Source organism: Enterococcus sp. ZJ1622 (genome assembly GCF_011038845.1).
Lineage (GTDB): Bacteria > Bacillota > Bacilli > Lactobacillales > Enterococcaceae > Enterococcus_B.
This window is the reverse complement of sequence record NZ_JAAKDW010000010.1, coordinates 39,722-53,718: the sequence shown is the minus strand read 5'-3', so window position 1 is coordinate 53,718 and position 13,997 is coordinate 39,722. Positions and strand designations below refer to the sequence as shown.

At 38.1% G+C, this 13,997-nt stretch carries 13 protein-coding genes; 10 read left to right on the top strand and 3 right to left on the bottom strand.

What is annotated here, in order from left to right:
- Window positions 1-79: 79 nt before the first annotated feature.
- Window positions 80-451, bottom strand: coding sequence for a hypothetical protein (locus tag G7Y42_RS10550; RefSeq protein ID WP_165005974.1), 372 nt, complete (start codon window positions 449-451; stop codon window positions 80-82).
- 591 nt (window positions 452-1,042) lie between these two features.
- Here G7Y42_RS10550 and G7Y42_RS10545 point away from each other — a divergent pair.
- Together G7Y42_RS10545 and G7Y42_RS10540 are read left to right on the top strand one after the other, a co-directional pair.
- On the top strand, window positions 1,043-5,638 hold the full coding sequence (locus G7Y42_RS10545; RefSeq protein ID WP_241161945.1) for an LPXTG cell wall anchor domain-containing protein: 4,596 nt from the start codon (window positions 1,043-1,045) through the stop codon (window positions 5,636-5,638).
- A gap of 281 nt (window positions 5,639-5,919) precedes the next feature.
- Window positions 5,920-7,410 (top strand): helix-turn-helix domain-containing protein, encoded by a 1,491-nt coding sequence (locus G7Y42_RS10540; RefSeq protein ID WP_165005973.1) that lies wholly within the window; start codon window positions 5,920-5,922, stop codon window positions 7,408-7,410.
- A 113-nt stretch (window positions 7,411-7,523) separates the two neighbouring features.
- Here the strand turns inward: G7Y42_RS10540 and G7Y42_RS10535 are convergent, their stop codons facing one another.
- Together G7Y42_RS10535 and G7Y42_RS10530 are read right to left on the bottom strand one after the other, a co-directional pair.
- Window positions 7,524-7,739, bottom strand: a complete 216-nt coding sequence (locus G7Y42_RS10535) for a helix-turn-helix transcriptional regulator (protein WP_165006058.1) — start codon at window positions 7,737-7,739, stop codon at window positions 7,524-7,526.
- Between the two features lie 10 nt (window positions 7,740-7,749).
- Window positions 7,750-8,223: a DUF2975 domain-containing protein gene (locus G7Y42_RS10530; protein WP_165005972.1), complete on the bottom strand. Its 474-nt coding sequence runs from the start codon at window positions 8,221-8,223 to the stop codon at window positions 7,750-7,752.
- Window positions 8,224-8,805: 582 nt separating this feature from the next.
- Between G7Y42_RS10530 and G7Y42_RS10525 the strand changes: the two genes are divergently transcribed.
- From G7Y42_RS10525 to G7Y42_RS10490, 8 genes are all read left to right on the top strand, one after another.
- Window positions 8,806-10,086: a GHKL domain-containing protein gene (locus tag G7Y42_RS10525; RefSeq protein ID WP_165005971.1), complete on the top strand. Its 1,281-nt coding sequence runs from the start codon at window positions 8,806-8,808 to the stop codon at window positions 10,084-10,086.
- A gap of 5 nt (window positions 10,087-10,091) precedes the next feature.
- Window positions 10,092-10,829, top strand: coding sequence for a LytTR family DNA-binding domain-containing protein (locus G7Y42_RS10520; protein ID WP_165005970.1), 738 nt, complete (start codon window positions 10,092-10,094; stop codon window positions 10,827-10,829).
- A 198-nt stretch (window positions 10,830-11,027) separates the two neighbouring features.
- Window positions 11,028-11,627, top strand: coding sequence for an accessory gene regulator B family protein (locus tag G7Y42_RS10515; protein ID WP_165005969.1), 600 nt, complete (start codon window positions 11,028-11,030; stop codon window positions 11,625-11,627).
- Window positions 11,608-11,781 carry a cyclic lactone autoinducer peptide gene (locus G7Y42_RS10510; protein ID WP_241161943.1) on the top strand — a complete coding sequence of 58 codons (174 nt, stop codon included), beginning with the start codon at window positions 11,608-11,610 and terminating at the stop codon, window positions 11,779-11,781. The genes G7Y42_RS10515 and G7Y42_RS10510 overlap by 20 nt, the downstream gene beginning before the upstream one ends.
- A gap of 447 nt (window positions 11,782-12,228) precedes the next feature.
- Complete coding sequence (amaP, locus tag G7Y42_RS10505; protein ID WP_165005967.1) at window positions 12,229-12,795, top strand: alkaline shock response membrane anchor protein AmaP; 567 nt, start codon at window positions 12,229-12,231, stop codon at window positions 12,793-12,795.
- Window positions 12,796-12,808: 13 nt separating this feature from the next.
- Window positions 12,809-12,997, top strand: coding sequence for a DUF2273 domain-containing protein (locus G7Y42_RS10500; RefSeq protein ID WP_165005966.1), 189 nt, complete (start codon window positions 12,809-12,811; stop codon window positions 12,995-12,997).
- A gap of 12 nt (window positions 12,998-13,009) precedes the next feature.
- On the top strand, window positions 13,010-13,564 hold the full coding sequence (locus G7Y42_RS10495) for an Asp23/Gls24 family envelope stress response protein (RefSeq protein ID WP_165005965.1): 555 nt from the start codon (window positions 13,010-13,012) through the stop codon (window positions 13,562-13,564).
- 33 nt (window positions 13,565-13,597) lie between these two features.
- Window positions 13,598-13,840 (top strand): GlsB/YeaQ/YmgE family stress response membrane protein, encoded by a 243-nt coding sequence (locus G7Y42_RS10490; RefSeq protein ID WP_002291278.1) that lies wholly within the window; start codon window positions 13,598-13,600, stop codon window positions 13,838-13,840.
- Window positions 13,841-13,997 lie beyond the last annotated feature (157 nt).

Sequence of the window (13,997 nt, the reverse complement as noted above, 5' to 3'; positions counted from 1 at the left end):
CCGAACGATTTAAAAACTTTTAAAAGATTTTTAAAACAGACTAGGACCACATCATTTTGTGGTTGCCTAGTCTGTTTTTTTAATAAAACAATGCTTCTCTGAATTTTTTTGACAAAGGAAAAACAAACATACATAAAAGAACCAACAGTTGAAATAGCCAGATCGTCAGTAGATGCGGCATTTGGAAACGGAAAAGCAAATAGCTGTGAATAAAGAATTCGACCAAGTTATTCGCTATCAGAAACAAATAATAGATTTTTCGTACACGTACACGTCGCAGCCAATAATAGCTAGTGTAGTAATCCAATCCGACTAATAAAAGCAGGAATAGCTTGGTCAGTGCTGTTACTGTATCATGCTGCTCTGCTAAACGGTTCACCAGCAACAGCAAAGTAGGAGCCGGGATATATAGTACCAGTAATGAAATGAAAAAATAAACAATAAACGGCATAGTCGACCTCCTGTTTTTATATAGTTTGATTCTAAAATAATAATAGGGATAAAGTAAACTCTCACATAATCATTACAAAAGTTATCTAATCATATTTTAAAAAACATCGGATATACAAAGAACAAATTTTAATTTTCCAGCCCAAAAATATATTTAGTGATTAAAAATCTGTCAAAAATTCCCTATCGACAGGGAAAACATGACATTACTAAAAACTTGGATTCATCATACATTGTATATGTGGAAGTTTGTTTCCGCGATCAATCAAATGAAAAGGAGCGTGAAGTAAAATCATATCGTTACTCATTTCATAACTGAAGCTGATTCAGTCGTATCACCAAGCAGACAATACTTAAAAGACGTTAAAAAGACTGACCGTCAGTTCCTTTGATACCCCGCATGCTTCACGTAGCTGTCACATCTTTGCGGGATACAAGGAACGAGCAGGAAGACCAGAGATTTTAATCGAAAAGAACTTGAACCCTCTTTTTAGCTGAATGAAATAGCCGTGAAATCCTCCTTCGATGCTAGACGGTTTAGAACAGACAAAATTATGTCTGTATAAGGAAAATAAAGGAGGTAACTTGATCTTTGAAAACTTTAAAAAAACTCATGAGCGGAACTCTTATCACTGGTTTGCTTTTTGGGAACATCGGTGGGACCGTCGTCGAAGCAGCCTCTGCTTTACGCAACATCGAAGTCCCAGCATTAAGGCAGTTGGAAAAGAAACAGATCAAGCAAAAAGAAGCAAAAGAAAACTTGGAAGGCACAACGAAAGAAAAGAAGGAAGATAGAGTATCTCCTTTTGTATCAGCACAAACCACTCCGCTGACCATGGATGGAAGAATGGAAAAAATACAAGAAACTACTTCAGTATCAGATGATCATTCTAGTACATTTGGTCTTGTTAGAAGCACTGTTGTTGATCATAGCAGATCTGAAAGTAACAGAGCTGAAATTCAAAGCGCCGTTGGAAATAAAATAGAATGGGCTATAGGTCGTGCTGTGTCAAGTACATCTGCGACCCAATTTAAGGACACTACAATAACCTTTAATCGTATTACTGCTAGAGGATGGGATTTTGGTAGCGACCGGGGGTTTGCACCTGATGTGGGAGAGTTTGTACAGGACAATTTGCTTTTTCTTTATTCCGACCGCCGTGGTATAGGATCTGGGCTATGGTCGACTACAACGGATTCGATTTGCGGGAACTGGCGGTTGACTGTATATGCTTCAAGGGAAGCAGATGATTCCGCCGATCACATATTTGCTAGAATTACCAGGCTGAAATGGGGAAGTCTAAATACGACGAGTGTAAACTTTAATTTACCAATAATAGTTTCTTACGGTGAATGGTTTAACTCTCCACCGTATTTCAGAGACGTTACGTTAGATGGTAGTACTCGTCCAATCAGTATCAACATTCCAGGTATCATACAATCACATGGGCAAATTACAGCTACTGCAAAAACTGGTCCTCATACGCTTACTCAAAATGAAACTGAACTGCCTGATCCTTCAACGTACATTACTACAGGTAATACTATAGGTCGTGTCACGACTGGCTGGAAAGATGGAAAAGCACCGGATACATCAACAGTAGGACGGGTAAATGGAGAAATCACGGTCACAGATGAGACGGGACGAACAACAAATGTAACAGTACCATTTACGGTTCAACCGGCACATTTGCAAGTGACACCAAAAGATGGTACGAATGAGATCTATCAATACGCAGCGTTGCCATCACCAGAAGATTATTTTGAAGTAACAAATCTTTATGGGACACATAGGCTGCAATGGATAGATGCAAGTACTCAAGAGTCTGGCACCCATACGTGGCAAGTAAAAGTTACGGCGAGCGATGGAAGAGAAGCGACAAGTTCGACCACGATGGAAGTCTTGCCCCATCCGGGAATTTCACTGAAATTAAAACCAATTGAAGATCGAAAGCTTGCCGGCGATTATGATACACTTTCGCATAATTTCAGAGAGTATATCGAAGAAGCGACAGCTTTAGGTAAATCGATTAATGTAGATGACTTGGAGTTCGTAGTTAGCGATTCTACAGAGCCAGATTATTCTGTAGTTGGAAAACAAAAAATCAAACTAACAGTTCAAACCAAACATCCTGAAACAGGAAACATCATAAAAGGAACTGCAGAAACAACTGTCAGTATCATATGGGGCGACACTTTCATGTTGAAATCCCACGATGGACAATCCGCTGGGGCGTACGCCTTCCAATTAAGGAATGGAACGACTGCTCGGATCACTGCAGTCAAAGGCCTAGACTCTCCGCTTGATCAGCGTGTCGGCAAAGAGGATTCTCCATATTACTCGATCGAGGTGCTGCGGAATAATGAGCGCACGTATTTCCATGAAGTTCCAGGAAGAGCCACGCTCCAGGAAGTCATCAATACCTTTGGCGATACGAATGGTTATCTCGATGTCCGATTAGGTGATGTCATCAAAATCGATCATCCGCAGCGTACAGACGGAAGTTCTGTCTTGATGGTTGATGAGAAAGAACAAGACTTCACATCAGGCACGAATTACGCGTACTACAAAGTGACTGCTTTTGGGTTCGAACCGATCCCTGTTCTGCCAGATACGAAAGTCGAATTGAAGTTGAAACCGATGGAAGATCGTAAAATCGGCGAGAGCTATGCCACGATGGCAAGTTCTTTCAAAGAATATATCGAAGAAGCCACATTTGAAGGTTCGCCTGTGAATGTGGATGACTTAGAATTTATCGCCGAAGAATCAACAGAGCCATCAAATATGATTGCCGGCGAACAATCTGTCAGGATCACTGTCCAAATGAAACATCCTGTCTCTGGTGAGAGGATCAAAGGATCGGCCGAAACCTCCGTGAATTATCTATGGGGCGATACCTTCATGATCAAATCAAGCACTGGCGGTTCAGCAGGTGCCTTCTCCTTGCAATTGAGGGGCGGGAACTCTGCACGATTGATCGCTTCTCGCGGATTGATCTCACCACTTGATGAACGTGTAGGTAGAGAAGATGCATTGCATTCTGTCTACTATTCGATTGATGTATTGCGAAACAATACATCCCAATATAGCTATGAAGTTCTAGGCAGAGGTACACTGCAACAAGTACTGGACAACTTTGGGGATGGAAAAGGATATCAGGATGTACGTTTAAATGATATCATCAAAGTCTATCATCCGAGACAAGCAGAAAATCATTCGATCGTCATGGTGGATGAGCAGGAGCAGGATTTCACTTATGAATCTGATCATGCCTATTATCGTGTGACTTCCTTTGGGTTTGAACCAATCCCGATAATGGAAGCAGAAGCAGCGACACAAGAATTGACACTCATGCAAGATATCAGCAAACTAGAGCCTAAAGAGTGGATCAAAGACGTGACGATCAACCACAAATCGATTACCGATGATCGCTATACGATCGAAGAAATCACGCCAATCGATGTAACGAAGACCGGAAAAAGAAATGCAAAATTGAGAATCAGAATGAATGATGGCTTAGCTGAGACAGAACTAGAAGTACCTTACGAAGTCAAATGGGGAAGCACGATCGTTCTGAAAGGTCTGGACAATATCACAGCAGGAGCGTACAGTTTGCTGAATCAAAATGATCAGTTGGCACTTTATGCTTCGCCAGGGATCGATGGCACGGATACCAACCAGCCAGTCAACAATCCATTCGGCCGTGGTGTGTATTACGCTGTTGAAGTATTAAAAACGGAAGAAAATAAACCAAAGACCAAATATATCCATGAAGTGACTGGGAATATGACGATCAAGCAAGCCGTGGACAGATTCAACGGCGGACAGCCTCTCCCTGTCGATGTTGGGGATACGATCAAAGTCTACCATGCAGAAACAGGAACGAAGAACGTTCTGATGATGGACGAGATGGAAAGAGATTATACCAGTGGATCGAACTATGCCTATTATCATGTGACAGAAGAAGGGCTAGAACCGGTAGCGGAATTGAAAGCAGATGCGATTGCCCAAGTAATGACTCTGGGTCAAACGACTGCAGACATCGATCCGGCAGCTTTGATCGAAAACGTGACACATAATGGCCGTCCACTGACAACTGATTTGTATAAAGTCGAGCAATTAGCTGCTTTTGATACGACGACGATCGGACAAAAAAGTATCCGTCTGAAAATCACAACGACAGATGGGATCGCTTCAACGGAAGTCAAAGTGCCATATGAAGTACAATGGGGAAGTACGATTCGGATCAAGAACCACGAAGGGGCAACGATCGGCGCATTCAGCCTTGTCAATCAAAACCAGAGACTGGAGATCCGTTCGTCCCAAGCATTGAAAGATACAGAGCTGACAAAAGTCGTCCATGACTACTTGGATCGTTCAGTGTATTATCAGTTCGAAGTGATGAACACAAATAATACCACGAGCAAATTCAATTATGAAGTCACTGGGAATCGAACGATCGAACAAGCATTGGCTCGTTTCAACAATGGTCAGCCATTGAATGTGAATGCGGGAGACATCATTCGGATCTATCATGCGAAAGATTTCAATCAGAACACATTGATGGAAGATGAACAGGAACGAAACTTCACTTATGGCTCTCAATACGCGTATTATGAAGTGACGAATTATGGTTTCGAGCCAACTGGGGAATTCAAGGCGGAAGCCAATGAAGTGGAATTGACTGTCGGGACCAAAGACATCAACCTGAAATCATTCGTCAAAAATGTTCGCGTCAATGGCAAACCAATCACCGAGAATTTTTATACTGTTGCACTTGACTCTGAGATCGATACTTCGACTGTGGGCTCCAATACAGCAACTGTAAGAGTCACAGCGAATGAAGAATATGGAGGATTCACACAAGAACTGAATGTTCCTTATAACGTCTTAGAAGAACAGATCAACGATGCAAGTAACGGCGGTGGAAACAACGGAACTGGGGCGTCCTCTTCGAATGAAACACCTGAAACACCAAGTCTGACAACAGATGGTCCTTCTAGTGAAAGTGGAGAGCTGACACCATCAGGACCAGAAAGCGGATCTTCTCAAAACATGCCGCAAACAGGTGAAATGAGAAACGCTGCATTCACAGCTATCGGATTCCTGATGGCAGGAGCTGCAGGATTCATTCTTTACAAGAGAAGAAAAACTGCTGCAGAAGAAAAAACAGAAACAGGCGAGTAAACGAACACTCGACATTCAGTAAAATACGACAAACAAATGAATAAACAATCAAAGAAGCGCTGAAGCATGGTCAATCATGTTTCAAGCGCTTCTTTGTTGAGTGATGAGAAAAGAAGCATAGAGCCATAATTTCCCTTTAGATGAGAACTTTTTTTGTATTTTTTTTGAAAAAATCGGCGTTTGATAACGTTCGTTTCTATTTGTAGCTACTGTTTGTACATATTACAATGAGAAAGAATTCAAAGAATACAGAAGAACAAACAGAGAACGGGGGGAGAAAAATGCTGGATCTTTTATCGAAAAAACTGCAGCGGCATCTAAAAATAATCGTGTTGCTGTTTGAAGGAGGCGTCTATCGGTTTGGCGACTTAAAAGAGTTGCTTGATTGTTCTTCTAAAACATTGCGGAATGATTTGTTAGACATCAACAGCTATATAAAAGGAATCGAGATCAAGTCGGACCGGGAAGCAGGCGTCACGGCAGTCATCTCTTCCCATATCGCAGAGGATTATATCTACCGTAGTGTGATGAACGAATCGATCGAATATACTTATCTCGAAGCAATTTTAATGAGAAAATTCAATAATTATTTAGAATTGGCCGAGCATTTGTTTGTGTCAGAAAGTACCTTGAGGCGATTGGCAAAAAAAATCGCTTCAGAGTTACAGAAATATGGTTTGCGTATCCAAGGTCTGACAAAAATCGTCGGAGATGACCAAATGCTTACGATTTTGACTGTACGTTTGCTGATGGAAAAATACCAAGTATTCGAAGAAGCTTTTGATCCCTCACTTTGTAAAAAAGTAAAAAGAGCCATTCAGTTATTCATGCAAGAAAATCGGTTATCTGAACCTTTTGCATTAATGGAGCCACAGGAAGATCGATTTTTATGTTTCTTCATTGCCTGCCGCATCATTCGATGGAACGAGAAGAAGTGTGCGGAAATGGAAAAAGAAACAGCAGACAGATTTACTTTCCACCAGCTTGTAAACGATAGCCAAAAGCAGGAAAGGACTATCCCCGCTATTTCATGGGAAGGCTGGCAGTATGTTTTTGAAGATACAATCGTATTTGGTCTGCTGAAGATGAGGCGGCTCGAAGCAAAAACGACTGGTTGTGAGTGTCATGAAGAGCTCGCGGAAATGATTCGTGTAATCGAAAAAAAATACCAGTTATATTGTAAGGACAAAACCAAGATCATCTTAAATATCACAAATGATTTACGTTTTCTCAAGATCCCGTTTTATATACTATATGATCCAACCCGTGCAATTTATAAAAATATCCAAAATGAATTCGATCATCTGAAAGAAGAGTTGATGAGCTATTTTCGACGGATCACTCAAACAATCGGGAAAGACCATCAGATGACGGAACTTATCAGCCAATTCATTCTTTTTGAATTGCTGACGAACTGGCCTGAATTATTAAAAAAAATGGAGCAAAAAAACAGGAGGATACGTGCATTGCTACTTGTCGATTCCACACAAGTGCATGTGAACTACATAATAAGAAAACTACAGGATTATTTAGGGAATCGTTATGAATTTACGATAAGCATGGATTTTTCCATGAACAACCATTTGATCCAACGGTCGGCTTTTGATTGCGTGATTTCAAATCGTACGCTCATAGAACCATGGAAGATCCCTGTATTTGGTATTTCTGTTTTTCCTAATTCAAGAGAGCTTCGCAATTTGCTTTATTTCCACCATCGATTGATCCATAAAACGCATAAACCGTATAAAACGATAGAAGAAAACATTAGTTAGCTATGATATTGCTTGAGCTGATTTGCATAAAAAAAGGCTACTCAGATAAAACAGTTTTTCGTTTTATCTGAGTAGCCTTTTTGTTGAAGACTATCAGTTTCTCCATCCAACTTTTATTTATTATCTTCATTTTCGTAATATAACAAATCACCAGGTTGGCATTCTAATACTTCACATATTTTTTCCAGTGTGGAAAAGCGGATCGCTTTTGCTTTTCCTGTTTTTAAAATAGAGATATTCGCCATCGTAATCCCTACTTTTTCGCTCAACTCTGTTACGCTCATCTTTTTCTGAGCTAACACGACATCTAAGTTGACAATAATCGCCATCATCTACACCTCACACAGTCAAATCATGATCTTTTTTCAATATGATCGCGTTTTCCAGCAGATTTTCCAAGACACTGGTCAATGTACAGACAGCAAAAGGAAGGAAAACGATCGCTAAACCAACTAGCATCAAACCTGGAGCATCGTCTAAATCAGCTACTTTCAGGAACTTAGGCAGTAAGCCGAAGAAGACGAGGCCAATCAGAAGAATCGTTTGCCGGATCCGTTTCAAAATCGATAAACTTTCTTTCGAGAAGGCAAGACCCTGCTCGATTTTTTTAAGCAGCACCAGTAAAAAATAAGCAATCACGATTCCGCAAACTAGCGCAAAGAAAATGACTGAGATAAAAAGCAGAGTCTGCCAATCATAATGGAACCCTTTTTCGCTCGTAGCAAGTTGTGTATAGAAGAGTACACCGAATAGAAGAAACACGGCGCTTAACCCTAAGACGACTGATTTTAAAATAAATGTCTTGAATTTCATCGATTGAACACCTCTTATGTTTTGATATAGTAAATATAGCAATAAAAATATCGTATTGCAATATTTATTTATCGAAAAACGATAAAAGCAAGGGAGTATCCCCGGAAATGAACGATAGCCTTCTCTATTTAGAGAAGGCTATCTAACGAATCAATATTATTATTTAAAGCGGGTGAAGACTATTACTAAAAATTAACTATTTCTCATTTAAACAATGTATTCCCTAACCACTAATACATCCTTGTAACCCTGTAGTTACGCCAGTGTGGATAAATTTCAACAAAACAAATTAAAGTGTCGTATAACATATTTTTCGTACATCTATTATTATAACACATTTTACTAGGGAAAGTAAGCAATAGATATAAATTAACTATCGGATGAGCACCTGTGTATTATTTCTAACGGTATTTTTGGTGTATTGTCACAATAAAATAATTTATATTATTTACAAAAAGTTAGTAAACCATGTTATAATTGAAATGTTCAAACAAAGAACGAAGGAGGAAGATAAAATCAGATATTTAACAGATTTTTTGTAATTATTTTTTATAATGTGTAGTGCGTTATGGAGGTCCTAAAGTGAATATATCAACTATGAGTACATTACTAATAATATCTAGTCAAGTAGGATTCCTGTTTTTTATTTTAGCTTACTTTGATAGGAATTTAAGAAATACAACATACATATTATTCAGCTTGAGTGGTACTTTATGTTATTTGTTTCTTTACCAATTAGTAAATGTGATGACAACTGGAATTCTCTGGATTTTTATGTGTTTACTCTTGGTCTACTTTGATGAGGAAATCTACACGGCGCTCTTTTATGGTTCGTTAACCATTTTATTATATATCTTTGCAGACTATTTATTTACGGTTATTACCTCAGAGTTCTTTGATTTTCAGTTTAATATCATTGCAGTTTTTTATTCATTCTCAATCATTTACTTTTTATTAGCTATCTTTTTCCATCATTTTATTAATAGAATTATCATGAGAAAAAAAGTTTTTATCCGCGTAGCTTCAATAGGTACATCGCTTACTTTCCTACTATACTTTTCAATTATTGTCATGGAACGTTTCTCTTTCTTAAAAAAATATTTGCTTGATATGCATTCTTTCTTCATCGTGATTTATGGCGTATTATCTGCCATCATCTGTATGTATATTGTTTTCATCAAAAAAACAGAATACGAAAATAAAGAAGAAAAAAATCAGATCAAATATCTAATAAAATATAGTGAGCAAATCGAAAAGAATTACACAGAGATACGCAAGTTCAGACATGATTACAAAAATATACTGATTTCTTTAGAAGATTATATTGAAAATGAAGATATCGAAGATTTGAAGGAATACTTTTATGACAATATTAAAGATACAGCTGGATTTTTTGAAAAAGATATTTTTGAAATGGCAGCTATCGGTAATTTAAAAATACGGGAAATAAAAAGTATCGTTTTGAGCAAACTTTACCTTGCTTACGAACAAGGCGTGAAAGTTGAAATAAATATTTCTGAAGAAATCAGAAAAGTAAGCGTTCCCCCGATTCACCTTATTCGAATGTTGGGCATTATATTAGATAATGCGATTGAAGAATCCCAAATGGTAGAGGACCCCAAGATCATGTTTACAGTATTGAGTGTTAATGATGCTTATTTGTTTATCATAGCGAATAAATGTCGAGAAGCTCTTCCAAAGCTTCATGTGTTGAGAGAAAGAGGTTTTTCGACAAAAGGAAAAAATCGCGGGCTCGGGTTAGCCAATTTAGATGAGTTAGTTCGCTTAACGAATAATGTATATCTGGAAACAAAGATTGAGCAAAATCAATTCATTCAAATAATCACTATTAGCGAGGTGTAAAGAACGTGTTGAAGATTTTTGTTTGTGATGATGAAAAAGTGTACAGATACAAGATGACAAAAATTATCCAAAATTATATCCTGATGCAAGATTATGATTTCAAATTTCAGATGGAAACCGCCAATCCCAACGATATTCTTTCCTACATTCGTGAAAATAAAACAGAAGGACTCTATTTTTTGGATATTGAACTAAATTCAGAGATGAGCGGAATCGAATTAGCTGTACGGATCAGAGAATATGATCCTTTAGCGAAGATCGTTTTTGTGACGACTTATACGGATTTAGCTTACCTCACTTTTTTATATAAAGTAGAAGCGTTGGATTATATCGTAAAAGAAGACGATGCGCTTTTGCAACAGAGAATGGTTAATTGTATCGAAGTAACGATCAAACGATATATGGATACGATGCTGCCGACAAGAGAGCAAATTCAAGTAAAAAGCGGGCCTGTACAGGTCAAGTTGTTTGTTGATGAGATTTTATTTTTTGAATCTAGTTCTTTGCCACATAAAATCATTGTCCATTTAGACAATCGAATCATTGAGTACACTGGAAAAATCAAAGATATAGAAAAATTCAGCGAATCGTTTTGCAGATGCCACCAGTCATTCGTAGTGAATATCGATAATATTGCTCAAATCGACCGGAAAGAACGAATCGTAACGATGAATAATGGCGCAATTTGTTTAGCTTCGACGAGACATTTAAAAAATCTGCTGGTGCGATTTGAGGATCGCTAGGCGTTGCTTAGAGAAAAAAGAGCTGCGACAAGGATTTTGTCACAGCTCTGTCTTTTTTATCCAATCCCATCACGTTCTTTCAATACACCAGTAAATAACAGAAGTATGTACACTTTTGTCGTAAACATACGCACTTTTGAGTTTATCAATAACTGGCTCGTTTTTTTACTATAATAAAAAAGAAGGGAGAAAAGATAAATGCCAGATGAATATATTTCTTTTGAAGAAAAAATTTCAAAAAAAATCAGTAGTAAATTAGGCGAAAGAGGGAACTTCTCCGAGCTTGATACAGCGAAAATAGAATACGGACTATCGATTTTACTTGTAGACTCAATCAAACTCATTTTTATCTATGGAGCAGCCATTCTTTTCAATAACGTACTTGCTGTGTTTGTCACTCATATCGCTTTTGTGATACTGCGCATGTTCACAAGTAGTTATCATGCAAGCAACAGCGTGATTTGTACACTGCAAAGTATCTTCCTTTTAGTTGTTTTGTCTTTTTTAGCAGAACATGCAGGGATTGCTGTTTCACGAGGGATGTTTTTGCTAGGTGCCTTATTGATTTGCTTGATTCTAGGAGTCAAAGATTCCTTTATCGCACAGAGTCATTCAAAACAAAAAGGTCATGTGAATCGAAAGTTGTTATTGGCTGGATTAAGCGATACAGTGATCGGTATCGGGATCCCGAATGATCACTTGCGACTGATGGTACTATTGGGCATGTCTATTTCAACCTTGCTGATCCTTATAAAAAAAAGAAAGGAATGGATTCTAGATGAAAAAAATGGGAAATAAAAGTTCTAAAATTTCAACGATCATTGCCAATGCAGCAATCGGAGTAGCAGACCATGCGTTGACAGTTGTTCAAGGCAGCTGTCATTTTGCTACATACGAACCAAAAATACCGGAAGCATTGAAAAAAGCACAAATGAAAAGCTGTACCGTATGAAGCGGTGCAGCTTTTTTTGCTTTAGATACGGAATTGAAGAAAGAAAGTTCTCAAAGCTTTTAGAGAAGGAAAATGATAAAAGCATGGGATAAAAGACAGGTAAAATTACAATTGTTATTTATTTTATTTTTTATTTTCAGAGAATATTTTAATAATAAAAACATTTTTTGTAATAATAACTGAGCATTATCTTTGCATTTTTTAATCTTGAATAATATCCTTTAAGTATAGCCAGTAATAAAAAGCAAATGACATCTGGAAAGATCATGTTATTTCACAAGCAAGGGAACAGTAAAAAACTTTAGGGAACCAACAACTTTTGGTAGCGCTTCATTTACGCTGTGTTGCTTGTTAGCGTAAAGTTTCTTTTCAGTTGGATGTCAATCTGTTTTTCATCACTGGTAGAAGCCATCAAAGTGTTCAAAATAAGTTTTTAGGAGGTGGAAAATGAATAAAGGGGTAAAAACAGTTGGTGTAATCATCAGTTTGCTGCTGCTTTCAGTGTTTTTAGCCATTGCGTTAATCAATGCACCGTATATGTTGCCCACTCAATTGGAACGTTTTCGATTCTTTACCATAACTAACTATTACATGCAGCAATATATTTTCTGGGCGGCTGTCGTGTTCGCGATTCTTGCTATTATCTTTTTGCTGGTCATTCTTTTTTATCCAAAATCAAGAGGAACATTCATCTTGAAGCGTGAAGATGGCAAGCTGACAATCGACAAGAAAGCAATCGAGGGACTTGTACGTTCGCATTTACACGAAGAAGAATTTATTCATTCACCAAAAGTGAGGATACATTCAACTAAGAACCGGATCAACATTCACGTCAAAGGAGACTTGAAGCGAACTTCTTCGTTGGTAGGAAAAACGGGTGCATTGATGCATGATATCCAGGAGCAAGTCACAAAAGTCCTTGGTACAAAAGAAAGTATCAAAGTGGCGGTCACTTACAGTGGGTATCAGGATCAGACGGATGTGAGAGATCACAAGCACTCTCGAGTAGAATAGGAGGGCCAAAAAAATGAAAGAATTATTTTCAGCATACAAGCTCCCTATTATCTTCGGGGGACTTGGTTTACTGCTAGCGGTGTTATGGCTGACAGTCGGTTTCTTTAAAACGTTACTACTCATCATTATGACAGCCATCGGTGCAGGTATCGGTTTTTATTTAAAACAGACAGGATTGCTCGATCAATTTTTTAAATCATAGGAGGACATGAATATGGAAAACAAAGACATGAAAAACATGAACGGCGCTTTAACAAACCAACAAGGAGCTGATCGTACAATGAATGGCGAATTGACTTATGAAGACAAAGTGATCCAAAAAATCATCGGTTATGCATTGAAAGATGTAGACGGATTGTTGACACTTGACGGTGGATTCTTCTCAAACATGGCTGAAAAACTAGTCAATACAGACAATGTAACTGCTGGGATCAATACTGAAGTTGGGAAAAAACAAGTAGCAGTCGATCTTGATATCATCGTTGAATACGGCAAAGACATCGAAGACATCTACAACCAAATCAAAGAATTGATCAGTACAGAAGTGAATAACATGACACATCTTGATGTGATCGAAGTCAACGTAAATGTGGCAGATATCAAGACTCAAGAAGAATATCAAAAAGATCAAGAAACAGTTCAAGACAAAGTCACTGATGCTGCTAAATCTACTGGACAATTTGCTTCAAAACAAACAGATAAAGCAAAAGCAGCAGTAGGCAAAGGCGCACAAAAAGTACGTGAAAACACAGAACCACGCGTACAGTAAGCGTGCAGATCAGAAACTAGGAGGTAAGGAAAAATGGGATTTATTTGGTCATTAATCGTCGGAGGAATTATCGGAGCAATCGCAGGAGCGATCACAAATAAAGGTTCTTCAATGGGAATCATTGCAAATGTGGTGGCAGGGCTTGTTGGTTCAGCGCTTGGTCAAGCGTTATTAGGATCATGGGGACCTTCCATTGCAGGAATGGCAATTGTACCTTCATTGATTGGGGCAATCATTTTAGTATTGATCGTTTCATTCTTTGCGAGAAAATTATAATTCTATAAAAGAAGGAAAGGCCGGGACATTTAGTTCCCGGTCTTTTTTGCTGTTTCAAAAAAATAAAAAAATTTTACAAAAAGAAATGGCTTTCTTACATAAATAAACGCTCTCCAACGATTGGGAAAAAGAATGAACGCTCGATTAACGTTATCAT